The 23,960-nt window shown below is 68.9% G+C and carries 21 protein-coding genes and 2 pseudogenes; 14 read left to right on the top strand and 9 right to left on the bottom strand.

Features of this window, described 5'->3' with window-relative positions; genetic code table 11:
• Positions 1–2: 2 nt before the first annotated feature.
• Both M6G65_RS16840 and M6G65_RS16835 read right to left on the bottom strand, forming a co-directional pair.
• Positions 3–623 carry an urease subunit gamma gene (locus M6G65_RS16840; protein WP_238194976.1) on the bottom strand — a complete coding sequence of 207 codons (621 nt, stop codon included), beginning with the start codon at positions 621–623 and terminating at the stop codon, positions 3–5.
• A 74-nt stretch (positions 624–697) separates the two neighbouring features.
• On the bottom strand, positions 698–1,711 hold the full coding sequence (locus M6G65_RS16835; protein WP_238194975.1) for a LysR family transcriptional regulator: 1,014 nt from the start codon (positions 1,709–1,711) through the stop codon (positions 698–700).
• Positions 1,712–1,806: 95 nt separating this feature from the next.
• Here M6G65_RS16835 and M6G65_RS16830 point away from each other — a divergent pair, with 95 nt between their 5' ends.
• The 4 genes from M6G65_RS16830 to M6G65_RS16815 are packed head-to-tail and all read left to right on the top strand — an operon-like array spanning position 1,807 to position 3,870.
• The gene (locus M6G65_RS16830) at positions 1,807–2,112 is read left to right on the top strand and encodes a hypothetical protein (RefSeq protein WP_250102583.1); all 306 of its coding nucleotides are present in this window, start codon (positions 1,807–1,809) and stop codon (positions 2,110–2,112) included.
• Positions 2,113–2,123: 11 nt separating this feature from the next.
• Entirely contained in the window at positions 2,124–3,050 is a 927-nt protein-coding gene (locus M6G65_RS16825) for a GNAT family N-acetyltransferase (RefSeq protein WP_347710449.1), read from the top strand.
• Entirely contained in the window at positions 3,047–3,658 is a 612-nt protein-coding gene (locus M6G65_RS16820) for a cysteine hydrolase family protein (RefSeq protein ID WP_238194974.1), read from the top strand. The genes M6G65_RS16825 and M6G65_RS16820 overlap by 4 nt, the downstream gene beginning before the upstream one ends.
• Positions 3,659–3,714: 56 nt before the next feature.
• Positions 3,715–3,870 carry a hypothetical protein gene (locus tag M6G65_RS16815; protein ID WP_238194973.1) on the top strand — a complete coding sequence of 52 codons (156 nt, stop codon included), beginning with the start codon at positions 3,715–3,717 and terminating at the stop codon, positions 3,868–3,870.
• Here the strand turns inward: M6G65_RS16815 and M6G65_RS16810 are convergent, their stop codons facing one another.
• Entirely contained in the window at positions 3,871–4,050 is a 180-nt protein-coding gene (locus M6G65_RS16810; protein ID WP_238194972.1) for a hypothetical protein, read from the bottom strand.
• A 441-nt stretch (positions 4,051–4,491) separates the two neighbouring features.
• Positions 4,492–4,719, bottom strand: a complete 228-nt coding sequence (locus M6G65_RS16805) for an HOOK family protein (RefSeq protein WP_238194971.1) — start codon at positions 4,717–4,719, stop codon at positions 4,492–4,494.
• A gap of 300 nt (positions 4,720–5,019) precedes the next feature.
• Between M6G65_RS16805 and M6G65_RS16800 the strand changes: the two genes are divergently transcribed.
• From M6G65_RS16800 to M6G65_RS16775, 6 genes and pseudogenes are all read left to right on the top strand, one after another.
• Positions 5,020–6,288, top strand: a complete 1,269-nt coding sequence (locus tag M6G65_RS16800; protein WP_250102582.1) for an efflux RND transporter periplasmic adaptor subunit — start codon at positions 5,020–5,022, stop codon at positions 6,286–6,288.
• A gap of 49 nt (positions 6,289–6,337) precedes the next feature.
• On the top strand, positions 6,338–9,502 hold the full coding sequence (locus tag M6G65_RS16795; protein WP_238194969.1) for an efflux RND transporter permease subunit: 3,165 nt from the start codon (positions 6,338–6,340) through the stop codon (positions 9,500–9,502).
• 236 nt (positions 9,503–9,738) lie between these two features.
• A pseudogene (locus M6G65_RS16790) lies at positions 9,739–10,877 on the top strand (CaiB/BaiF CoA transferase family protein).
• 42 nt (positions 10,878–10,919) lie between these two features.
• A pseudogene (locus tag M6G65_RS16785) lies at positions 10,920–11,668 on the top strand (SDR family oxidoreductase).
• Between the two features lie 10 nt (positions 11,669–11,678).
• Positions 11,679–12,827 (top strand): acyl-CoA dehydrogenase family protein, encoded by a 1,149-nt coding sequence (locus M6G65_RS16780; RefSeq protein WP_250102581.1) that lies wholly within the window; start codon positions 11,679–11,681, stop codon positions 12,825–12,827.
• Between the two features lies 1 nt (position 12,828).
• Positions 12,829–13,665: an HTD2 family dehydratase gene (locus M6G65_RS16775; RefSeq protein WP_238194965.1), complete on the top strand. Its 837-nt coding sequence runs from the start codon at positions 12,829–12,831 to the stop codon at positions 13,663–13,665.
• A gap of 325 nt (positions 13,666–13,990) precedes the next feature.
• On the opposite strand, the gene M6G65_RS16770 is transcribed toward M6G65_RS16775, so the two are convergent.
• The gene (locus M6G65_RS16770) at positions 13,991–14,416 is read right to left on the bottom strand and encodes an organic hydroperoxide resistance protein (protein ID WP_250102580.1); all 426 of its coding nucleotides are present in this window, start codon (positions 14,414–14,416) and stop codon (positions 13,991–13,993) included.
• A gap of 87 nt (positions 14,417–14,503) precedes the next feature.
• Positions 14,504–16,225, bottom strand: a complete 1,722-nt coding sequence (ade, locus tag M6G65_RS16765) for an adenine deaminase (protein ID WP_250104256.1) — start codon at positions 16,223–16,225, stop codon at positions 14,504–14,506.
• A 127-nt stretch (positions 16,226–16,352) separates the two neighbouring features.
• On the opposite strand from ade, the gene ilvD reads away from it, so the two are divergent.
• On the top strand, positions 16,353–18,182 hold the full coding sequence (ilvD, locus tag M6G65_RS16760; protein WP_250102579.1) for a dihydroxy-acid dehydratase: 1,830 nt from the start codon (positions 16,353–16,355) through the stop codon (positions 18,180–18,182).
• On the opposite strand, the gene M6G65_RS16755 is transcribed toward ilvD, so the two are convergent.
• From M6G65_RS16755 to fcl, 3 genes are all read right to left on the bottom strand, one after another.
• Positions 18,183–18,866: a GDSL-type esterase/lipase family protein gene (locus M6G65_RS16755; protein ID WP_238194962.1), complete on the bottom strand. Its 684-nt coding sequence runs from the start codon at positions 18,864–18,866 to the stop codon at positions 18,183–18,185.
• Between the two features lie 3 nt (positions 18,867–18,869).
• Entirely contained in the window at positions 18,870–19,907 is a 1,038-nt protein-coding gene (locus M6G65_RS16750; protein ID WP_238194961.1) for an SGNH/GDSL hydrolase family protein, read from the bottom strand.
• 96 nt (positions 19,908–20,003) lie between these two features.
• On the bottom strand, positions 20,004–20,975 hold the full coding sequence (gene fcl, locus M6G65_RS16745; protein ID WP_250102578.1) for a GDP-L-fucose synthase: 972 nt from the start codon (positions 20,973–20,975) through the stop codon (positions 20,004–20,006).
• A 271-nt stretch (positions 20,976–21,246) separates the two neighbouring features.
• On the opposite strand from fcl, the gene crtI reads away from it, so the two are divergent.
• The 3 genes from crtI to M6G65_RS33495 are packed head-to-tail and all read left to right on the top strand — an operon-like array spanning position 21,247 to position 23,959.
• The gene (gene crtI, locus M6G65_RS16740) at positions 21,247–22,770 is read left to right on the top strand and encodes a phytoene desaturase family protein (protein WP_250102577.1); all 1,524 of its coding nucleotides are present in this window, start codon (positions 21,247–21,249) and stop codon (positions 22,768–22,770) included.
• Complete coding sequence (locus M6G65_RS16735) at positions 22,751–23,821, top strand: phytoene/squalene synthase family protein (protein ID WP_238200247.1); 1,071 nt, start codon at positions 22,751–22,753, stop codon at positions 23,819–23,821. Before crtI ends, M6G65_RS16735 begins: the two co-directional genes overlap by 20 nt.
• Positions 23,822–23,830: 9 nt before the next feature.
• Positions 23,831–23,959, top strand: coding sequence for a hypothetical protein (locus M6G65_RS33495; RefSeq protein ID WP_283214923.1), 129 nt, complete (start codon positions 23,831–23,833; stop codon positions 23,957–23,959).
• Position 23,960 lies beyond the last annotated feature (1 nt).

The raw sequence follows: 23,960 nt of genomic DNA, 5'->3' as shown, positions 1-23,960 counted from the left end.
GATCAGAGCTTGCCCATCACGTCGCCGCGGAACCCGTAGACGGTGCGTCCGCCGGACAGCGGAACCAGCGCGACTTCCCGGGTGGATCCCGGCTCGAAGCGCACGGCGGTGCCCGGCGCGATGTCGAGGCGCTTGCCGCGGGCCTGCTCGCGCGGGAACACGAGGCCCGGATTGACCTCGAAGAAATGGTAGTGCGAGCCGACCTGGATCGGCCGGTCCCCGACATTAGCGACCTCGATTACGGTCCGCTCTGCACCGGCGTTGAACACGATCTCGCCGGGCTGGGTCGTCACCGCACCGGGAACGTCGGCAGACGGCGCCCCGCGGATCGGATGATGGACAGTGACGAGCTTCGTGCCGTCCGGGAAGGTGGCCTCCACCTGAATGTCGTGGATCATCTCGGGGACCCCCGCCATCACCTGGTCGGCCGTGAGCACGCTGGCACCCGCCTGCATCAACTCCGCCACGGTCCGACCGTCCCGCGCGCCCTCGACCACGGAGTCGGTGATCAGCGCCACGGCCTCCGGGTGGTTGAGCTTGACGCCACGCGCCAAGCGATTCCGTGCCACCTGTGCCGCCATGGCGATCAGCAGCTTGTCCTTTTCGCGGGGCGTCAGCAGCACGGCAAACCTCGTCGTTGCGGCCGCGGGAGCAAGGATCATGCGCGCCGCGCGGTCAAGGTTGCCGAAACAGCGCGTTACCGTTCCATCCCGGCAAAGCCGCCGAACAGCTCGGCGGCGGCGCCACCCTTGATCGCCGCCGGGAGATCCCGCGGGTGGATGAAGGAATCGCGAAACCAGGGATACCGGACCGGATCGAAGCTGCCGCGGATCCAATCGATCGCCCGACGCACCCGATCGATCCGCTCGGCATCCGGGTGGTAGGTCAGCCAGATATCGAAGCCCAGCTGCACAAGACCATCGATCGGGACCAACCGGGCACCGATCGCCGATGCATAGGTCGGCAGCCAGCCGATCCCGGCGCCGTTGGCCACCGACCAGTAATGGGCGCTGCTGACGTTCGTCTTGAGCGTCACGTAGCCCGATTGCGGCATGCCGGGCGTATGACGGTCATATTCGGCCATGCTCACCGTTTGCCCCGACACCTGAAGCACGATCCGGTGTCGCGCCGCGTCCTCGATGCTGGTCGGAACACCGTAGATGTCGAGATAGCTGCGGGCGGCGAAGGCCATGACGTGAAGCCGCCCGAGCTTGACGACCTTCAGGTCCGGATTGACCGGCCGGACCAGCTGAACCGCGATCTCGGCTTCGAGCCGCGCGACGTCCGCCGGATCCATCGTGCAGCGCAGGTCCACAACGAGCCTCGGATTCGCCCGCTGGAACTCGACGAGCCGCGGAGCGAGCCAGAAGGTTCCGAGACCTTCGGTGACCGCGATGCGCACTTCACCGGCCGGCGTGGCCGAGACCGCATCCCGGGCTCTGAGAACCGAGTAGGCGGCGGCCTCCATCGATTGCGTCGCCGCCAGGATCGATTCGCCCTCCGCGGTCAGCCGGATCCCGTCGGCATGACGGGTCAGCAGCGTCATGCCGAGCCGCGCCTCCAGATCGTCGATCCTGCGGCGCAGGGTGTTGATGGAAAGGCCCACGACGTTGGCCGCAGCGCGGAAGCTACCCCGCCGGTCAAGCTCCAGAAAGAGCCGTAGGTCCTGCCAGTCCGGCATACCGGTATCGAGCACAGGGACGTGTTCCATCTGCGAGACCCCCATACTTCATTTTTTGCACAGACGCAGGTCTTCGGCCATGCGAAGCCGGTCGTCGCTCGCAATCATCTGCGGAAACCGACGCGATGACCGTCCACGTGACCCCGCCCGATACCGCACCGGATTTCGATGATGGGCGCGCCACGCGGCACGACATCATCGATTTGAGATCGGCACGACTCGCGCGCCATCTCGTGCTGTTCACCCCGATGCCGGCGGATCTCGAACGCCTCCTGGACGAGACACGGGTCGCGCTGCCCGGCGTCGCGGACGTCTCGGTGGTCCGCCGCGTCATGACCGCCAACCCCGACACGGTCTTCGCGATCGCCCGGCGCGAGCGCTACGACGCGCTGTCGCCGCGGGGGAGGGCCTCACGGCAATCCTTCCCCTGAACGAAGCCGGCATGGCCGCGCTTCTCTCGGGCACGTTCGACGCGAGCGATCCGGATACCCGGTTCGTTGCCCGGCAGCACGAGCGGCCCGCCGGTATCTACCTCTGGGTGATCCATGCCCGCGGGCGGCTTGCCGCGGCCGTCGCCCTGATGCTCCAGCGAATCTCCACGCCCCTGTGCGGCGAGGTCGACCTCTACGCGCGCGCCGCGACGGCCGAGGGTGCCGATTATCTCTCCGGGATGGGTTTCACCAAGGGCGCTGCCTGGAACGGCCAGCGCGCACCCGGGCTCTACATGTTCCGCCGGTCGAAACCCGCCGAGCGGCTGCCGCCCTACGACAGTCACCGCCCCGGCGGGACGGGCCCGAGCGTCGCGGTCGCGCGCAGCATGGAGGATCTCTCCCGCGTCATCGCGCTGCGCGCCGCGGTGTACATGGCGGAACAGGCCTGCCCGTACGAGGAGGAGTTCGACGGCAACGACCTCTCCGCCACGCACCTGATCGGCTACATCGGTGACGAGCCCGCGGGCTGCCTGCGAATCCGCTTCTTCGCCGATTTCGCCAAGATCGAGCGCCTCGCCGTCCGCGCCGAGCACCGCAACACGCGCATGGCCTTCGCGCTCGTTCGGGCCGGCATCGAACTCGCGCGGGTGAAGGGCTATCGGCGCCTCTACGGACACGCGCAGAAACGCCTCGTCGGTTTCTGGGGCCGCTTCGGCTTCCGCGTGTTCGAAGGTGCCCAGGAGCTGGTCTTCTCCGATTTCGACTATGTCGAGATGCTGATGGAGGCCGAACCGCATCCCCAGGCCATCGGGATCGGCGTCGATCCCTACGTGATCATCCGCCCCGAGGGACGCTGGCATCGGGCCGGCGCTCTCGATCGCTCCCGGACCCGGGCGGTCACCCGGCCCTCAATCGATCAGAAGGCGGCGGCGCGATGATCCGTCCGATGAACCCGGCGCTCTATCGCCGTCCGCGCAGCGTGCCCGTGCTGGTGCTGGTCGACATGCAGCAGGAGTATGAGGTCGCGGGGCGACCGCTCGCCTTGCCGGAGATCGCTCCAGCGCTGGAGAATTGCCGCCTCGCCCTCAACCACGCGCGCGAGAGCGGGATCCAGGTCGCCTATGTCCGCTGGATCGGCGCCCCGCTGTTTCAGGCCGGTACGCGCTTCGCCCGATGGATCGAGGGGTTCGAGCCGCACGGCTGCGACATGATCTTCGATCGGGACCGGCCCTCCTGCTTCGCCAGCCCGGCTTTCGCCGACGTGATGGAGCGCGGCTGCCCGCCGCTCGTCGTCGCGGGCTTTGCCGGCGAGGCAGCCTGCCTCGCCACCGCCATCGACGGCTACCATCGGGGGCAGGAGGTCACCTTCCTCGCCGATGCATCCGCGAGCCATGACATGGACGGCATCGCGGCGGCCGACATCCACCGGTCGATCAGCGCGGTGATGCGCTCGTTCGCGGACGTGACCGACACGCATTCCTGGATCGCCGCGTCCTCACCCTTCAGGCCGATCGCGGCCCTTTCGATGCCGAACGCACGCCAATGACTGACCGACGTCCACGCGACCGGAGCACAGGATACCGCTGGCCCGAGACGGATGAGGTGGAGCAGCGGCTGGGACGGCACGCGATCGCGCTGCTCCAGGCGGCGCGCGACGCAGGCGATCCGATGCTGATCGCGCAGGCGGAAGCGATGGCGATGGCGGTGGGCTTTGCTCTGGCCGCGCGCTCACCCGACCTCGGCGCGCGCGAAGACTGATCAGGCCGCGTCGTCCTCGCCGCCGATCAGCCGCATGGCTCGAAGGCGCGCCAAGCGCTCGTCCTGCGCACGCCGGTCCGCATCGAGGGCGAGCCACAGGGCCTCGACGTCGGCTCGGTGCTGCGGATCGGCGGCATGCTCCCCGTCGCCGATCGAGACGGTGTGATCGAAGGCGTCCATCTTGAAAGTCCCGCGCCTTGAGTTGCGGCCCGGTAACAGAGCCGCGATCGCGTGGTCCAGGCGACGATCGGTTAATCCTGAACAACCAGCTCTGATCGTCACCCGCGACAGCAATGCTTGCGCAGGGAGCAAGCTGGGCAGTCACCGCCACATCGCAAGCGCCAGCCAGCTTTGGCGGAACAGCCAAAGCGGCACATCGAGCAAATAGATCTGTTCTGATGCAGCCAATTCACCAGAACTGATTGGCGTTTTCAGTCGATCAAGACGCCAATCATCTCACGAGACAGCGCGATTTCTATCAGCGGTCGCGCCGATCTGCCGGCGCCGTTTGCACGTCCTGCTGCAGAAACATCTCGGACACTGATCTGTGCCACACCGCGTCCTCACGACACCGTGCACGATGCGCCGCCTGAGCTGAGCATGGTGCCCGGTTCGAGCAGGTCAGGACTGGGCGTTCGTCAGTGTGGCGATAATGGCATCCACCACATCAATCTGCCCTTGCACGGCGACGAGGCGTGCGCCCGCCTCCGCGCCGTCGCCCAAGACGAAGGTGCCTTTCTGCCTGCGCGCCTCGCGCAATCGGCGCACCGAGGCCACGATGATCTGGCGCTCTTCGATCAGGGCCGAACGCAACTCGTCCAGCCCTTCCAGTTCCAGTGTCGAGGCCATGCGAAATCCTGGTCTCTCCAGCGCGTCGCTCAAACATCAGCCGCTCGGCGCCGCATCGGCGCTGCGCGCCGCGGATCGGCGGCTGACTTCCTCTGTGGCGGCACGCGCGCGCGCCGGCAAGCGGACCGGTCACGGCTCGCCGCAGCGACCGTCCGACGTCGGCGATTGGACGCCCGCGGTTGACCATTTGCCGCCCGGATCGGTGGATCACATCGGTGTCGGCGCCCTGCATTGTATGCTAATGAATGCAAAATTATTCCGACCCGTCGATCGGTCGGACCTCGGGGCGGAACTGCACGCATGCTGAGCGGGGACGAGCACGATCGCGCTGCATCTCGGCCGGAGACGGGCCCGGCATTCCACGGCCGGGATGGCCTGACGCAAACTGCGCGCGCGCCGCGGCGGGGGCGCGGGCTGGTGCTGGTGCTCCTGCTGCTGGCCGCTGCGGGCGGGGGTGCCTACGGCTACACGCGGCTGAACGAGCCGGTCGCCAAGCCGAAGGCCGCCGCGCCGCTGCCCGTTCCCGTGACCCTCGGCACGGTCGAGCAAGGCCCGTTCGCCCTGGTCTCGAACGGCCTCGGCACGGTCCAGGCCTACAACACCGTCCAGGTGCGCACGCGGGTCGACGGTGAGATCCAGCAGGTCGCCTTCCGGGAGGGCCGTGCCGTCCGCAAGGGCGACGTCCTCGTGCAGGTCGATCCGCGCCCCTATCAGGCCAGCTACGATCAGGCGAAGGCGAAGAAGGAGCAGGACACCGCGAACCTCAACAACGCCAAGGCCGATCTCGTCCGGTACACGGGCCTGGGAGCCTACGCGTCGCGCCAGCAGACCGAGACGCAGACCGCTCTGGTCGCCCAGCTCACCGCGCAGGTCGCCTCCGATCAGGCCGCGATCGACAACGCCGCGACGCAGCTCGGCTACGCCACGATCCGGGCGCCGATCGACGGCGTCACGGGTTTCCGTCAGGTCGATATCGGCAACATCGTCAACGCGTCGGGCCAGACGCCGATCGTGACGATCACCCAGGTCGAGCCGATCTTCGTGGTCTTCACCGCACCTGAGGATCAGCTTCCTGCGATCACCGCGGCCTTGCGGAAGGGCGACGTGCCGGTCGAGGCCTGGAGCTCGGACGGGCTCACGAAGCTCGCGGAGGGCAAGCTTGCCCTGTTCAACAACCAAGTGGACACGGCGACCGGCACGATCCGCCTGAAGGCCGTCTACGAGAACAAGAACCACGCGCTCTGGCCGGGCCTGTCGGTCTCGACCAAGATGCGGGTCGGCACCGTGGCGCTCGCTACCACGGTGCCGGACAACGCGATCCAGCACGGCCCGGACGGGCTGTTCGCCTTCGCGGTGGACGACGCAGACCGCGCGCATCAGCGCGCGCTCAAGGCCGGCCGCTCGGATTCGGGGCGCACGCAGGTCCTGAGCGGAGATCTGAAGCCTGGGGACCGGGTGATCGTCACCGGGCAGTACAAGGTCCAGGACGGCAGCCTGGTCGCCGAGCCGCACACCGCGCAGGCGGAACGACCCGAGGCGAGCGGCCGCCAGATCGAGGCCCAGCGCTGATGGGACGGCCTTCCGATACGGCGATGGCGGGGCGGCGCGAGGTCCGGCGATGAAAGGCGGCATCTCCGCACCGTTCATCCGGTTCCCGGTGGCGACCACGCTCATCATGGTCGGCATCCTGTTTCTCGGGATCGTCGCCTATCCGCTGCTGGGCGTCGCACCCCTGCCGCAGGTCGATTTCCCGACGATCCAGGTGACGGCGCAGCTGCCCGGAGGCAGCCCGGAGACCATGGCGTCCTCGGTGGCGCAGCCGCTGGAACGGCAATTCTCGCAGATCCCCGGCGTGTCGCAGATGACCTCGACCAGCTCGCTGGGCATCTCGACCGTCACGGTCCAGTTCGATCTCAACCGCAACATCGACGGCGCGGCCAGCGACATTCAGGCGGCGATCAACGCCGCAAGCGGCCAGTTGCCGAAGAACCTGCCGACCCCGCCGACATACCGGAAGGTGAACCCGGCGGATTCGCCGATCCTGCTGCTCTCGGCGACGTCGGACAGCATGCCGCTCATCGAGGTGGACGACGCGGTCGACGTGCAGCTCGCCCAGCGGATCAGCCAGATCTCGGGCGTCGCGCAGGTATTCATCGGCGGCCAGCAGAAGCCCGCGATCCGGATTCAGCTCGATCCGGCCAAGCTCGTCGCCAAGAACCTGTCGATGGAGGACGTGCGCACGCAGCTGACCCTGACGACGGTCAACAACCCGAAGGGCAGCATCGACGGCGGCAGTCACAGCTACACGATCTACGCCAACGACCAGCTCACGGTCGCGAAGAACTGGAACGACGTGATCGTCGCCTACCAGAACGGCGCGCCCCTGCGGGTCCGCGACATCGGCCAGGCGGTCGCCGGCCCGGAGGACACCAAGCAGGCGGGCTGGACCAACGGCAAGCGGGGCGTGTTCCTCGTGGTGTTCAAGCAGCCCGGCGCTAACGTGATCGACACGGTGGACAGCATCAAGGCGCAGCTGCCGCGCCTGACCGCCACGCTCCCGTCCGCCATTAAAATCGGGATCCTGAGCGACCGCACCCAGACGATCCGCGCCTCGGTGGAGGACGTTCAGTTCACCCTTATGCTCACCATCGTGCTGGTTGTCGGGGTGATCTTCGTCTTCCTGCGCAGCTTCTGGGCGACCGTCATTCCCAGCGTGACGGTGCCGCTCGCGCTGCTCGGCGCCTGCGCGCTGATGTGGATGGCGGGCTACACCCTCGACAACCTCTCGCTGATGGCTCTGACCATCTCGGTGGGATTCGTGGTCGACGACGCCATCGTCGTCCTGGAGAACATCAGCCGCTACGTCGAGGAGGGGATGCGGCCCATGGAGGCCGCGTTCAAGGGTGCGGGCGAGATCGGCTTCACCATCGTCTCGATCTCGGTGTCGCTGATCGCCGTGCTGATCCCGCTCCTGCTGATGGGCGGCATCATAGGCCGGCTGTTCCGCGAATTCGCCGTCGTCTTATCAATGACTATCGCGGTCTCGGCCTTCGTGTCCCTGACGCTGACCCCCATGATGGCCTCGCGGCTGCTCAAGCCGCACAATGCCGAGCGCCACGGCCGCCTCTACCGGATGAGCGAGGCCGGGTTCGACTGGCTGCTGGCGGTCTACGAGAGCGCCCTCGACGTCGCCCTGCGCTTCCACCGCGTGACGCTGCTGGTGTTCTTCGCCACGCTGGCGCTGACCGGCTACCTGTTCGTCGCGATCCCGAAGGGCTTCTTCCCGCAGCAGGACACCGGCTTCATGATCGGCGTCACCGAGGCGGGCCAGGACATCTCCTTCTCGGCGATGAAGGCCCTGCAGGAGAAGGTCGGCGCGATCGTGCAGGCCGATCCCGCAGTCGCCACGGTCGGCATGTCGCTCGGCGGCAACGGCCAGGCGCTGAATTCCGGGCGCATGTACATCACGCTCAAGCCTCGCGACGAGCGCGACGTCAACGCTTTCCAGGTGATCGGCCGGCTGCGCCCGAAGCTCGAGCGCGTGGAGGGCATCCGGACCTTCATCCAGGCGACCCAGGACGTGCGCACCGGCGGCCGCACCTCGCGGACGCAGTTCGAGTACACCCTGCAGGATCCGGATCTTGCCGAGCTGAACGCCTGGGCGCCGCGCATCCTCGACAAGATGAAGACCCTGCCGGAATTGCGGGACGTCGCCACCGACCAGCAGACCCGGGGCACGACCCTGACGCTGTCGATCGATCGTGACGCGGCCTCGCGTTACGGCATCACGCCCCAGCTCATCGACGACACGCTCTACGACGCGTTCGGCCAGCGTCAGATCGCGCAGTACTTCACGCAGCTGAACAGCTACCACGTCGTGCTGGAAGTGCTTCCGGTGCTGCAGGGCAGCGTCGAGAGCCTCGACAAGATCTACATCAAGGCGCCGAACGGCGGCGGACAGGTGCCGCTGGCGGCATTCGCTCGCTGGACGACCGATCCGGTGGCGCCGCTGGCCGTCAATCACCAGGGCCAGTTCCCCGCGGTGACGATCAGCTTCAACCTCGCCCCCGACGCCGCCCTCGGTCAGGCGACGGAGGCGATCGGACGGGCGATGCGGGACTTGCAGGTGCCGCCGACGGTCGTCAGCGGCTTCCAGGGCACCGCGCAGGCCTTCCAGCAATCGCTGTCGACGGTGCCGCTCCTGATCCTGGCGGCCCTGTTCGTGGTCTACCTGATCCTCGGAATCCTCTACGAGAGCTTCATCCACCCGATCACGATCCTGTCGACCCTGCCGTCCGCCGGCGTCGGGGCGCTGGCGGTGCTGATGTGGGCGGGGTTCGATTTCAGCCTGATCGCGCTGATCGGCATCATCCTGCTGATCGGCATCGTGAAGAAGAACGGCATCATGCTGGTCGACTTCGCCATCGCGGCCGAGCGCGACGAGGGGCTCAGCCCCGAGGTCGCGATCCGGCAGGCCGCCCTCCTGCGGTTCCGCCCGATCCTGATGACCACGATGGCGGCCCTGCTCGGCGGCATCCCGCTGATGTTCGCGCACGGGACCGGATCCGAGATCCGGCAGCCCCTGGGCTACGCGATGGTCGGCGGCCTCGCGGTGAGCCAGGTGCTCACGCTCTTCACCACGCCGGTCATTTACCTCTACCTCGATCGGCTGGCGCACCGGCTGTCGTTCCGGGACAAGCCGGAGGCGGTTGACACAGCGCTCGATGATCCGGAGCCGGTGGAGGAGGTTCGCGGCCCGCCGGCGCTGCGGGCAGCGGAGTGATCGCGACCGCCGACTTTGCCAGCGGAGCGAAGCGATCCAGGGCCGCGGGACGTCGGCGAGCGTGGCGCACCTGGAGCGCTTCGCTCCGCCCGCACAGACGCTGAGCCCCGCGGGACAGCCGCTTCGAAGCCGACGGCCGGGCGGCCCTGTCACCCTGGCCCGCTTGGCGAGGCCATTCGCCGTTCCAGTTCATCCGGCGCCGGTCCTGCGAGGCCGCGCAATGTCGAAGGATTCGGATGCGCCAGAACCTGCCGCTGCGAGGGCTGACCGTGCTCGCTCTGGAGCAGGCGGTCGCCGCACCCTACTGCACCTCGCGGCTGGCCGATGCCGGCGCGCGCGTTATCAAGATCGAGCGCCCCGAGGGTGATTTCGCCCGCGGCTACGACGCGTCGGTCAACGGGCTGGCGAGCTACTTCGTCTGGCTCAATCGCGGCAAGGAGAGCCTCGTCGCCGACATCAAGGATCCCGCGGATGCCCGCCTCCTGCACGCGATCCTCGCGCAAACCGACGTGTTTGTGCAGAACCTCGCGCCGGGAGCGGCTGCCCGCGCGGGCTTCGGCGCGGCGGAGCTGCGCGCGCGCCACCCGCGGCTGATCACGGTCGACATTTCCGGCTACGGCGCCGACAACGCCTACAGCGACATGAAGGCCTACGACCTGCTGGTCCAGGCCGAGAGCGGGCTCGCCGGGATCACCGGCCATCCGGCCGGACCCGGACGCGTCGGCGTCTCCGTCTGCGACGTGGCCTGCGGGATGGATGCCCATGCCGCAATCCTGGAGGCGCTGATCGCCCGCGGCATCTCCGGGCAGGGCTGCGCCCTCGAGGTCAGCCTGTTCAGTGCCGCCGCCGACTGGATGAATGTGCCGCTGCTCTACTTCGAAGGCACCGGGGAAGCGCCCAAGCGGGTCGGCCTCGCCCACCCGTCGATCTGCCCCTACGGCGCCTTTCCGACCGCGGATGGCCGCCTGGTGCTGATCTCGATCCAGAACGAGCGCGAATGGGCGAGCTTCTCTGCGCGGGCGTGCTCGGTGAGCCGGATCTCGCTCGGGCGGAGGGGTTCGCGTCCAACAACGCCCGCGTGGCCAACCGAGCCGCCGTCGATCTGCGCATCGGCGCCGCCCTGGTGCGGCTGAGCCGCGACGCGGCTGCCGCCCGGCTGAAAGCGGCCGGCACCGCCTACGGCTTCGTGAACGCCCTGTCGGATCTCGCCAGCCATCCGGCCCTGATCCGCGCGGAGGTCGAGACCCCCGCCGGTCCGGCCCGCATCGTCGCGCCGCCTGTGCTGATCGATGGTCGAGTTCGCGCCCTTGGTCCGGTGCCGGCGATCGGCGAACACAGTGCGCGGATCCGGGCGGAGTTCGCCGGCTTGGATTGAGGGCCGCCCCACGACGGTACGTCGCACCTTCAGGAGGAGACCATGAGGCTCGACGGCAAGATCGCGCTCGTGACGGGCGCCGGCAGCGGCTTCGGGGCGGGCATCGCCCAGCGTTTCGCCGCCGAGGGCGCCAGGGTGGCGTGCGTGGACATCGACGGCGCTGCGGCCGAACGGGTCGCCGCGGAGATCGGCGACAGCGCCCTGGCGATCACCGCGGATGTCGGCCTGGCGGCTGACGTCGCCGCCAGCGTCGCCGAGACCCTCCGGCGCTTCGGGGTGCCGCACGTCCTCGTCAACAACGCCGGGACGACCCATCGCAACAAGCCGCTGATGGAGGTGACCGAGGAGGATTTCGATCGGGTCTTCCGGGTCAACGTGAAGTCGATCTTCCACTACGTCCGGGAAGTCGCCCCGCTGATGCGCGACGCGGGCGGCGGCGCGATCCTCAACGTCAGCTCGACAGCGGCGCTGCGGCCGCGACCGGGGCTCACGTGGTACAACGCCTCCAAGGGCGCCGCGAGCCTCGCCTCGAAGTCGCTGGCCCTGGAGCTGGCGCCCTGGAAGATCCGGGTGAACGCCCTCTGCCCGGTCATGGGCGCCACCGGCCTGCTGGAGCATTTCATGGGCGTCCTCGACCGCCCGAGAACCGCGACCGCTTCATCGCCACGATCCCGCTCGGCCGCCTGTCGCAGGCGAGCGACATCGCCGCCGCGGCTTTGTTCCTCGCCTCCGACGAGGCGGCGTTCATCACCGGCGTCGATCTTCCCGTCGATGGCGGGCGCACGGCCTGAGGAGCTCCCGATGGAAGCCTATACCGAGATCCGCGAGGCCGTCGCCAAGCTCTGCGCCGGCTTCCCGGGGCCGTACTGGCGGGCGCTCGACCGGGAGATGGCCTACCCGACCGCGTTCGTGAACGCGCTCACCGAGAGCGGCTACCTCTCGGTGCTGATCCCCGAGGAATATGGCGGCTTCGGCTTGCCGCTCTCCGCGGCCGCCGCGATCCTGGAGGAGGTGCAGCGGGCGGGCTGCAACGGCGGCGCCTGTCACGCGCAGATGTACACGATGGGCACGCTGCTGCGGCACGGCTCGGAGGCGCAGAAGGCCGCGTACCTGCCGGCCATCGCGGACGGGCGACTGCGGCTCCAGGCTTTCGGCGTGACCGAACCGACATCCGGCACCGATACCGGCAGCCTGAAGACCACTGCGCGCCTGGAGGGCGACCACTACGTCGTCAACGGCCAGAAGATCTGGACCAGCCGCGCCGAGCATTCGGACCTGATGCTGCTGCTCGCCCGCACGACGCCGCGGACCGAGGGCATGAAGCGCACGGACGGCTTGTCGGTTCTGCTCGCCGACATGCGCGCGGCGAAGGGCAACGGCCTCACCATCCGGCCGATCCGGACGATGATGAACCACGCCACCACCGAGGTTTTCTTCGATAATCTCCGCGTGCCGGCCCAGAACCTCATCGGCGAGGAGGGCAGGGGCTTCCGCTACATCCTGTCCGGCATGAATGCCGAGCGCATCCTGATCGCCGCCGAGTGCATCGGCGACGCCAAGTGGTTCATCGACAAGGCGAAGGCCTATGCCGGGGAGCGCGCGGTGTTCGGCCGGCCGATCGGCGCCAACCAGGGCGTGCAGTTCCCGATCGCCCGGGCCTACGCCAACATGCGGGCGGCCGAGCTGATGGTCCGCGAGGCGCTGACCCTCTACGAGGGCGGCGCCAATCCCGGGGCCGAGGCCAACATGGCCAAGATGCTCGCCGCCGACGCCTCGTTCGAGGCCGCCAATGCCTGCATCCAGACCCATGGCGGCTTCGGCTTCGCCGAGGAGTACGACATCGAGCGCAAGTTCCGCGAGACGCGCCTCTACCAGGTTGCGCCGATCTCCACGAACCTGATCCTCGCCTATCTGTCCGAGCACGTGCTCGGCCTGCCGCGATCCTACTGACATGACCGATTTTGCCGCCTGGATCGGACGGACCCGCGAGGCGTCCGACCTTGTCACCCCGCGCCTGATGGCCGAGTTCGGCGCGACCTTCGCGCCGCATCTCGCCCCGGTCGCGGACGGGATCGCGCCGCCGGCCCTGCACTGGTGCCTCGCCCCGGAAACCCCACCCGCCGATTCCCTCGGACCGGACGGCCACGCCGCCAAGGGCGGGTTCCTGCCGCCCGTGCCGCTGCCGCGGCGTATGTGGGCGGGCGGGCAGATCGAGACGCTGGCCGATCTCCGCGTCGGCGATCGTGTCACGCGCACCGAGACCGTGCGGGACGTGACGTTCAAGGCGGGACGCAGCGGCAGACTGGCCTTTGTCACCGTCGACCACGCGGTCGCGACGGAACGCGGCGTCGCGATCCGCGAGCGGCAGGACATCGTCTATCGCGAGGCGGCCAACGCGCAGACCGGCACGGCTGCCGCGCCCGAGCGCGACGATCCCGGCGCCTACGAGGCGGTCTGGGACGTGCCGGCGACGCCGACCCTGCTGTTCCGCTATTCGGCGATGACCTTCAACGGCCACCGCTTCCACTACGATCAGCCCTACGCGACGCAGGTGGAGGGTTACGCCGATCTGGTCGTCCACGGACCAATGCAGGCGAGCCTGCTCCTGAACCTCGCCGCGACGCTGCTGGGCTCCGTGCCGCCGACGTTCAGCTATCGCGGCGTGTCACCGATGACAGCGAACCAGATTTTTCGCGTGTGCGGCCGGCTGACAGAGGCAGGTTTCGAGGGCGTGACGCTCGATGCGGCCGACCGCGTCTGCATGCGGGCGCGAACGACGAGCGGGTAGCCTGGTAATTTGCCGCCCTACCGGGGCGCCGCTGGCGAGCCCGGAAACCAGACCCGCTGTCGGTGCAAGCCGTCCCGCGTCGGCGGATCTAGATCCCGAGCTCCGCTCCGCGGCCCCGGGATGACGGAGCGATCGTGGAGACTGCTCGGGGTCCTTGCGACCCGCTTCTTGGATCCGGGCTTTGGATCAGGCAACCCAGTGATCCGTCGTCATTTCGGGGCACCGCAGGCGAGCCCGGAATCCAGAGCCTCTGTCGGTGCCGACCTGCGCGCCTCGGCGTGTTTGGATCCCGGGCCGCTCGGCGCGGTCCCGGGATGACGAGCGATCAGGCGAGCTTCAGCCCGACGTTGACGTTGCCGCGCGTCGCGTTGGAGTACGGGCAAACCTGATGCGCGGCATCGACGAGCTTCTGCGCCTCGGCGCGGTCGAGGCCCGGCAGGCTGATCGTCAGGTCGGCGGTGATGCCGAAGCCGCCCTCGGAGCGCGGGCCGATGCCGACATCGGCGGTCACGGTGGTCTCAGCCGGCACCTTCAGATGCAGCGACGGGGCGACGGCCTTCATGGCGCCGAGGAAGCAGGCCGAGTAGCCGGACGCGAAGAGCTGCTCCGGATCTGCACCGGGGCCGCCCGCGCCGCCGAGTTCCTTCGGCGTGGAGAGCTTCACCTCGAAGCTGCCGTCGGCCGTCCGGGCGGCGCCGTCGCGGCCTCCGGTTGCGGTGGCGGTGGTGCGGTACTTCACGTCTACGGACATGACGGTCTCCGGTTTCTGAGCGAGAGTCGGCATGTAGGCGCCGGCTCGGATCTGCATAGGCCCAATTTAAATTGCGCGCAATCTAATTCACGGATCGATCAGCGCGAAGCGGTCAACATCCACGAGCCCGCGGTCGGTGATCTTCAGGTGCGGAATCACCGGCAGCGGCAGGAATGCCACCTGCAGGAACGGCTCCTGCAGGACCACGCCGAGGCTTCGCGCGGCGGCCCGCAAGGTTACGAGCGCGCTCCGGATCCCGTCGAACGGCATCAGGCTCATCAGGCCGGCGATCGGCAGGGCGATCTCGGCCAGAACGCGGCCGCCCTCGACCACCACGAAGCCGCCCTCGATCTCGCCCAGGCGGTTGACCGCCACGGCCATGTCGCCGTCGTCCGCGCCAACCACCGTGATGTTGTGGCTGTCGTGCCCGACCGACGAGGCGATGGCGCCGCGCTTCAGGCCGAACCCCTTCACGAACGCGACCCCGATGCCGCGTGCGGCCGGCGGCGTCCGGCCGTGTCGCTCGACCACGGCGACCTTGATGACGTCCTGATCGAGGTCGATCCGCCGCTCGCCGCCGGAATAGGGCAGGGTCAGGTCGTGGCGCAGGGTGATGATCTTGCCCGGTACGACGCCGATCACTGGCGTCGACGGTCCGGAGCCCGGCGCGGCGAAATCCGCCGCCGCGACGCGCCGTGCCCGCACGCTGCCGCGGCCGATGGGGTCGATGGGCGGCCGCGCGTCGAACAGCGCCGCATCCACCGGGCGCCCGGCGCTGAACACCTGCGAGACGGTGCAGCCGGCGAGGTCGCCGAGCACAACCAGATCGGCGCGCTGCCCGGGCGCCACCAAGCCGCGGTCGTGCAGCCCGAAGGCCCGCGCCGCCGACCAGGACGCCGCCCGGTAGGCGGCCAGCGGCGGGACGCCGAGGGCGATCGCCGTACGGATGACGAAGTCGAGATGCCCCTCCTCGGCAATGTCGAGGGGATTCCGGTCGTCGGTGCAGAAGGCCAGGAACGGCGTCGTCTGCTCGGTCAGGATCGGTGCCAGCGCGTGCAGATCCTTGCAGACCGAGCCTTCGCGAATCAGCACCGTGAGGCCCTTGGACAGCTTTTCCAGGGCCTCTTCCGGCGTGGTCGCCTCGTGCTCGGTGCGGATGCCGGCCGCGATGTAGCCGTTGAGGCCCTTGCCGCGCAGCAGCGGCGCGTGGCCGTCGATGTGTCGGCCCTGGAAGGCCGCGAGCTTGGCCAGCACCCCGGGATCGCCCGCCAGCACGCCGGGAAAGTTCATGAACTCGGCGAGCCCGATCACCTTGGGATGGCCGGCGAAGGCCAGGAGGTCCTGCGCGTCGATCCGCGCGCCCGAGGTCTCCAGATGGTCGGTGGCCGGAACGCAGGAGGAGAGCTGCACCCGCAGGTCCATCGCCAGGGTCTCCGACGCGGCGAGGAACCACGCGAAGGCCTCGGTGCCGAGGACGTTGGCCATCTCGTGGGGGTCGCAGATGCCCGTGGTGACGCCGTGCGGCAGGACGCAGCGCTCGAATTCCTGCGGCGGCATCAGCGACGACTCGACGTGGAAATGCGTGTCGATGAAGCCCGGCACCACGATCCTGCCGGCCACATCGATCTCCCGCGCGCCGCGATACGCGCCGAAAGTCCCGACGATGCGATCGCCGCAGATCGCGATGTCGGACGCGACGAGGTCGCCGGTGACGAGGTCGAGGAAGCGGCCGCCCTTCAGGACAAGGTCGGCCTCGGCCGAGCCCTGGCCCTGCGCGATGGCCCGCCGGAGGAACTCTACCTCTCTCATCGGTCTAATCCCCTCCGCACTGCCATCCGCCAGGAGCATGCCACGGGTGCAGGGCCTTCGGCGACGCTTGCGATGGCGCGAGCGCGGGCGCAGAAGCCCCTCACCTTTGAACCAGTCGAAGCTCTCGATGCCCGCCTATCGCTCCCGCACCACCACCCACGGCCGCAACATGGCCGGCGCCCGCGGCCTGTGGCGCGCCACCGGCATGAAGGATGCCGATTTCGGCAAGCCGATCATCGCGGTGGTGAACTCCTTCACCCAGTTCGTGCCGGGCCACGTCCATCTCAAGGATCTCGGCCAGCTGGTCGCCCGGGAAATCGAGGCCGCGGGCGGCGTCGCCAAGGAGTTCAACACCATCGCGGTCGATGACGGCATCGCGATGGGCCACGACGGGATGCTGTACTCGCTCCCCTCCCGCGAGCTGATCGCTGATTCCGTCGAGTACATGGTCAACGCGCACTGCGCCGACGCGATGGTGTGCATCTCGAATTGCGACAAGATCACCCCCGGCATGCTGATGGCGACTTTGCGCCTCAACATCCCGACCGTGTTCGTCTCCGGCGGCCCGATGGAGGCCGGCAAGGTCCAGCTCCCGGGCATCGCCAAGAAGGTCGACCTCGCCGACGCGATGATCGCGGCGGCCGATGACCGGATCTCCGACGAAGACGTCGCGGTGATCGAGCGCTCGGCCTGCCCGACCTGCGGCTCGTGCTCGGGCATGTTCACGGCGAACTCGATGAACTGCCTCACCGAGGCGCTCGGGCTGGCCCTTCCCGGGAACGGCTCGGTGCTCGCCACCCATGCCGACCGCAAGCGCCTGTTCGTCGAGGCCGGCCACCTGATCGTCGATCTCGCCCGCCGCCACTACGAGCAGGACGACGCGAGCGTGCTGCCGCGCGCTGTGGCGAGCTTCCGGGCGTTCGAGAACGCCATGACCCTCGACATCGCCATGGGCGGCTCGACCAACACGGTGCTGCACCTGCTGGCCGCCGCCCATGAGGGCGAGGTTCCGTTCACCATGGCCGATATCGACCGGCTGTCGCGGCGGGTGCCGGTGCTGTGCAAGGTCGCTCCGGCGGTCGCCAACGTCCATATGGAGGACGTGCACCGCGCCGGCGGGATCATGGGTATCTTGGGCGAACTCGATCGGGCGGGCCTGATCGACACCAGCGTCGGCAACGTGTCGGCCGGTACGCTGGGCGGGGCGCTCGCCCGCTGGGACGTGCGCGGTGAGCCGCCCGCCTCGGTCCAGACCTTCTACCGGGCGGCGCCGGGCGGCGTGCCGACCCAGGTGGCGTTCAGCCAGGAATCCCGGTTCGACGAGCTCGATCTCGACCGCGAGGCCGGCGTCATCCGCGACGCGGCGCACGCCTATTCGCAGGATGGCGGGCTCGCCGTTCTGTTCGGCAACCTCGCCGAGCAGGGCTGCATCGTGAAGACCGCGGGCGTCGATGCCTCGATCCTGACCTTCACCGGAACGGCCCGGGTGTTCGAGAGCCAGGACGCAGCCGTCGACGGCATCCTCAACGGCAAGGTCAAGGCCGGCGAGGTGGTGCTGATCCGCTACGAGGGTCCGCGCGGCGGCCCCGGCATGCAGGAGATGCTGTACCCGACGAGCTACCTGAAATCGAAGGGTCTCGGGAAGGCCTGCGCCCTGGTCACCGACGGGCGGTTCTCCGGCGGCTCCTCGGGCCTGTCGATCGGCCACGTCTCGCCGGAGGCGGCCGAGGGCGGGCTGATCGGCCTAGTGCGCGACGGCGATCCCATCGCCATCGACATCCCGGCCCGGAGCATCCGTCTGGAGGTGGAGCCGGCCGAGCTCGAGCGGCGGCGCGTCGCCCAGGAGGCAGCGGGCTGGCAGCCGGCGAGCCCGCGGAAGCGCAAGGTCAGCGCGGCCCTGCGTGCCTACGCCATGCTGACGACCAGCGCGGCGCACGGCGCGGTGCGCCGGGTCTGATCAGCGGACGCTGAGAACGAGGGCGGCGACGGCAGCCAGTACGGCCGCAGCCGCCACTACGATGCCGGCGAGGCGCCCCGGGCGGGGCTTCCCCGGCGGCGCGGCAGCCTCGACGGCCGGGACCGGCCGCGGGATGCGTCCGAGGGAAGCGAGCATCAGCGGCTCGATCGCCGCATAGCCGGCCGGGCTGAGATGTAGCCCGTCCGTGCCGTATTCCGGGCGCAGCGCGCCCGTCTCCGTCGCCAGCACGGAATGGTAATCGATGAAGGTTGCGCCGTGCTCGTGGGCGTGGTCTCTCAACCACGTGTTGACCGCCGCGATCATGGCCGGCGCATCCTGCACCTCCGGATTCCACGGGATCCGCTCCGCCGGCATGATCGAGCCGATCCAGGCCTTCACGCCTAGGGCCCGCGCCTCATCGAGCATGCCGGCCAAAGTCCGGGCGATCTCCTCGGCGGGGACGAAGAAGCCCTCGTTGCGGCCGATGTCGTTGACGCCGCAGAGGAGATGGACGCCCCTGGCGCCCGTCTCCTCCAGGTCCCGGCGGAACCGCATGGTGATCCAGCGCGCCGTCTGGCCGGATCCGCCGCGCGGGATGAGGTCGTAAGCCTCGAAGGTGCCGGCCCGGTGAAAGCCCCACAGCTCGGTGATCGAGTCGCCGATGAAGACGATCGGCTCGGCCATGATCTAGGCGCCCGGCTGCACCGCGCCGCCGAGCGCAGCGGAGACCTCCTCCTGGAGCCGTTCGGCCATCGTCTGCCGGCCGTCGAAGGTCATATGCACGACGTCGGTGAAGATGGGACGGTTGTCGGTCTCGAAGATCCGGGTCAGATCCCGCGCCCCGAAGGCCGCTTTCGGGACTGGCGCCGCGTCGAGGCGCGACAGCACGCTCTCGCACCGCGTGTATTGCCGGTCGAGATAGGCCAGGAATTCGCCGGAGACGGCGCGCGCCTCGTCGCCGACGCGTTCGGCTCGACGAACGACAGCCGGCTGGAGCAGGAAGCGGATTGGGGCGCCGATGCCCGGAGCGAGCCGTTGGAGCCGCTTCAGCGACAGCTCGAACTGCCGCACCACTTCCCACTCCCACAGGTCCGACTGCCAGTTCGTCAGCGCCCGGAGGTTCTCGAGACGCTGGAAGATCTGCGCCTGCAGGCCGTCGAATGTGAGATCCTGCGCCTCCCCATCCTGCTTTCTGGGATCGAAGACGTAGTCGTAGAGGCACTCGTTGGCGAAGTGGTTGTAGGGATAGCCGGCGCGCGGATCGAAGCTCCAGGGCTGCAGCATATCGGTGCCGCCGCCGACGATCAGGATCACGTCCGGCTGAAGGTCCATTAGCCGTGTCGTGATCAGGGCGATCATCTGATTCAGGCAGGCCGAGATGGCGCCGAAATTGTAGACGCGTGCGCCCTCGCCATGGACGCGCTTCAGACCGGTCTCGAGCCGGCCGGGCACGGTATCGGCGAAGGATTCCCCGTCGACCAGGGTGCTGTCACCGACGACGAACACCCGTAGGGTCTCGGAGGCCGGCCGCGCATCCGCATGGATGTCGTTGCGATAGCCGAGGGCGTCGTAACGCCAGCCCTTGTCCGCCGCCGCGTTGAGCGGCTTCCCGGCGAAGTGGGTATAAGGCGCCGGAAAGCGGATATTCGCATCGAAGTTCCGGAAATTTTTCAGGAATTCGCGGCGGCGCGCATTCTCGGTCTCGTCAGACGGCCGCTGGGCCATGATCCGGCTCCTTCCCGAGCGGATGATCGTGTGTGCGATGATCGTGGGCGGCCGGGCCCTGCGCCGAGGCGCGGGCGAGGCCGAAAGGTCTGCCGCTCAGCCGCGCAGGCTGGCGTGGTTCTCCAGGAACCAGCCGTAGGTCTGGCGCAATCCATCCTCGAGGCCGATCTGCGGACGCCAGCCCATGGCGGTGAGCCGCGACACGTCCATCAGCTTGCGCGGGGTGCCGTCGGGTTTCGTCGCGTCGAACGCAAGATCGCCTTCGTAGCCGATCACCCGCGCCAGCGCCTCGGCCAACTGGCGGATGGTACAATCCTCCCCCGTACCGACATTGATGTGCGACAGGTCCGGACGCGTATTCGCCGCGTACAGTGCGTCGTCCATCTCCATCACGAACACGCTGGCGCGGGCCATGTCGCCGACATGGAGAAATTCCCGCATCGCCCGGCCGGTCCCCCATACGGTGACCGTCGCGCGGCCCTCGGCCTTCGCCTCGTGCAGGCGCCGCATCAGCGCCGGCAGGACATGGGCGTTCTCGGGGTGGAAGTTGTCGTTCGGCCCGTACAGATTGGTCGGCATCACGCTGCGATAGCGCCGCCCGTACTGGCGGTTGTAGCTCTCGCACATCTTGATGCCGGCGATCTTGGCGATCGCGTAGGGCTCGTTGGTCGGCTCCAGTACCCCGGTGAGCAGCGCATCCTCGCGCATCGGCTGCTCGGCGAGCTTCGGGTAGATGCACGACGATCCGAGGAACAGCAGCCGGTCGACGCCGCTCATGTGGGCGGCATGGATGACGTTAATCTGGATCAGCAGGTTGTCGTGAATGAATTCGGCCGGATAGGTGTTGTTGGCGTGGATGCCGCCGACCTTGGCGGCGGCGAGGTAGACCTGATCGATCCGGTGCTCGGCGAAGAACTGCCGGACCGCCGCCTGGTCGAGCAGATCGAGCGCCTGCCGGTCGGCGGTCAGGACGCGCGCGTGGCCGAGTTCCCGCAGCCGGCGCACGATCGCCGAGCCGACCATCCCACGATGGCCCGCAACGAAGATGGTCTCTCCACGACCGTCCATCACGCTTCCGCTTCCCTGCCAAAAACTTGGCCTGCCGAGGCTCTATAGCCGTCCTGCGGCCGGATATCTCCGCGCAAACACGTGTTTTGTGAGGCGATCTGCCTGTGCGCGACGGGCCTCGAGCGAAGGCGGAAGGGCCGCAGCCGATCTTTGTTCGCCCCGGCATGATCCCGCTCCGGCCTGCCACTGGGGCGCAAGACGAACGTGTACCGCAGCAGGTTGACACCTTTCCCGCTTGCATGGCCGGAAACTGCCGCGCTAGTGTCAACTCATGCTGACACTCGCACCTGACCAGAAGGTGAGGCAGGAGATCGACCGACGGCCCCATGCCGCGGTCATCGGAGCCGGCTTCGGCGGCTTGGCGGCGGCCGTTCGATTGGGTGCGCGCGGCTATCGAGTCACGGTGCTGGAGCGTCTCACGCAGGCCGGCGGCCGCGCACGGGTGCATCGGCAGGACGGCTTCACCTTCGATGCCGGACCAACCATCGTCACCGCGCCGCAGCTGTTCGAGGAACTCTGGCACCTCGCCGGGCGCCGACTGTCGGACGACGTCACCCTCGTGCCGATGGATCCGTTCTACCGGATCCGGTTCGCCGACGGCTCCTCCTTCGCCTATAACGGCGACCCGGAGCAGATGCGCGCCGAGGTGGCGCGCGTCGCGCCGGACGATGTCGCCGGCTACGAGCGGTTCATGGCCCATAGCAGGGCCGTCTGCCAGATCGGCTTCGAGCAGCTCGGTCACGTGCCTTTCGACAGGGTCGGAGCGATGCTGCGGATCGCCCCGGATCTGCTTCGCCTGTCCGGACACCGCTCGGTTCACGACGTGGTTGCCCGCTACATCCGCGACGAGCGGCTGCGCACGGTCTTCAGCTTCCATCCGCTGCTGATCGGCGGCAACCCGTTCCGAGCCAGCGCGATCTACTGCCTGATCGCCGATCTGGAGCGGCGCTGGGGTGTCCATTTCGCCATGGGCGGGACCGGCCAGCTCGCCGACGGTTTGGTCCGGCTGATCCGCAGCCAGCGCGGCCGGGTGCGCCTCGGTGTCGATGTGGCCCGCATCCGCGTGGAGCGCGGCGAAGCGACGGGCGTCGAACTTCAGAGCGGCGAGACGATCGCGGCCGATATGGTGGTCTCCAACGCGGATTCGGCGGTGACGCACGCGCAGCTCCTGCCGCAGCCCCAGCGCTGGAGCGCGGGTCGGTTCCGCCGCGCCCGCTCCTCCATGGGACTGTTCGTCTGGTATTTCGGCACGAGCCGCCGCTATCCGGAGGTGGATCACCACACGATCCTGCTGGGACCGCGATACCGCGGGCTGCTCGCCGACATCTTCGACCGGAAGCGGCTGGCGGACGATGCGAGCCTGTACCTGCATCGGCCTACGGCGACCGACCCAAGCCTCGCGCCCGCTGGGTGCGACGCGTTCTACGTGCTCGCACCGGTGCCGAATCTCGCGGGCGGACAGGATTGGGACGCGCTGGCCGAACCGTACCGACGGCGGATCGCCCGTATCCTGGAAACCAGCGTCCTTCCTGGCCTGTCCGACGTGATCGTGACCTCGAAGATGACGACGCCGAAGGACTTCCAAGACGATTTCCTGAGCTACCGCGGCTCCGGCTTCGGACTGGAGCCGGTGCTCACACAGTCCGCCCGGTTCCGACCGCACAACCGGTCGGGCGCGGTCCGCAATCTCTACCTCGTCGGCGCCGGCACGCATCCCGGCGCCGGTCTGCCCGGGGTGCTCTCTTCCGCCCGTATCCTCGACAGCGTGGTGCCCGATGCCCGCGTTACCGCCTGAATTCGCCGCCGCGGCCGACCGGACCGCCTGCCGGGCCGCGATCCGCACGGGCTCGAAGAGCTTCTTCGCGGCCGGGCGGCTGCTGCCCTGGGACGTGCGCGAGGCGGCCTACGGGCTCTACGCCTTCTGCCGGCTCTCCGACGACCTCGTTGACGAGGCGCCGAGCCCGGCCGACCGGCGCGACGCGGTCACCCGCCTGGATGGCCGGATCAGCGGTGCCTATGCCGGCCAGCCGGCCGACTCGGCGGCCGATCGGGCGTTCTCGGACATTGTCAGCGCCTATGCGATCCCCGAGACCCTGCCGCGCGCCCTCATCGAGGGCTTCGCGTGGGATGCGGAGGGGCGGCGCTACGCCGATCTGGCCGCGGTTCACGGCTACGCCGCGCGGGTCGCGGGTTCGGTCGGGGCCATGATGGCGCTGATCATGGGGGCCCGCGAGCCGGACGCGCTCGCCCGCGCCTGCGATCTCGGGGCCGCGATGCAGCTCACCAACATCGCGCGGGATGTCGGCGAGGACGCCCGGATGGGTCGGCTCTACCTTCCGCTCGACTGGATGGGGGCGGCCGGTCTCGACCCGGACGCGTTCCTAGCCGACCCGCGACCGAGCCCCGCACTGTCCGGACTCGTGGCCCGCCTCCTCTCCGAGGCTGAGGGCCTCTATGCGCGGGCCGAAGCCGGCATCGCCGTGCTGCCGGCCCAGTGCCGTCCGGCGATCCGGGCCGCGGGCCTGATCTATGCCGAGATCGGGCGCCGGATTGCGGCGAACGGCTACGATTCGGTCACGCGCCGCGCCCGAGTCGGTGGCGCCCGCAAGGCGGTGCTGATCGCCCGCGCGATTCGCGAGCCCGCCGTCGCCGCATCCTTGTCGGCTCCGGCGCTTCCGGAAGCCGCGTTCCTGATCGAGGCGGTCGGCCGCCATCCGTTGACGCCCGCCCGCCAGCGCCCAGCGCTCAGGCCGTGGTGGGATGTCGGCGGCCGTGTCGTGCACGTGCTTGACCTGATCGAGCGCATGCGTGAGCGCGAGGCGTTCAGCCGCTCCGCCTCGCTCTGAGGCCCCGATATGGGCGACCGGCTCTTCGCCGCCCTCGATCTCGGCCTCGTCTTCCTGGTCGTGTTCGGAATCGGCATCTGGCAGCTCGTCGCCGTCCGGCGGAGCATCCGACGCGACCGCGATGGACGATCAGAGTGAT

Source organism: Methylobacterium tardum, assembly GCF_023546765.1.
Lineage (GTDB): Bacteria > Pseudomonadota > Alphaproteobacteria > Rhizobiales > Beijerinckiaceae > Methylobacterium > Methylobacterium tardum.
This window is presented reverse-complemented; position numbering and strand designations above follow the sequence as displayed.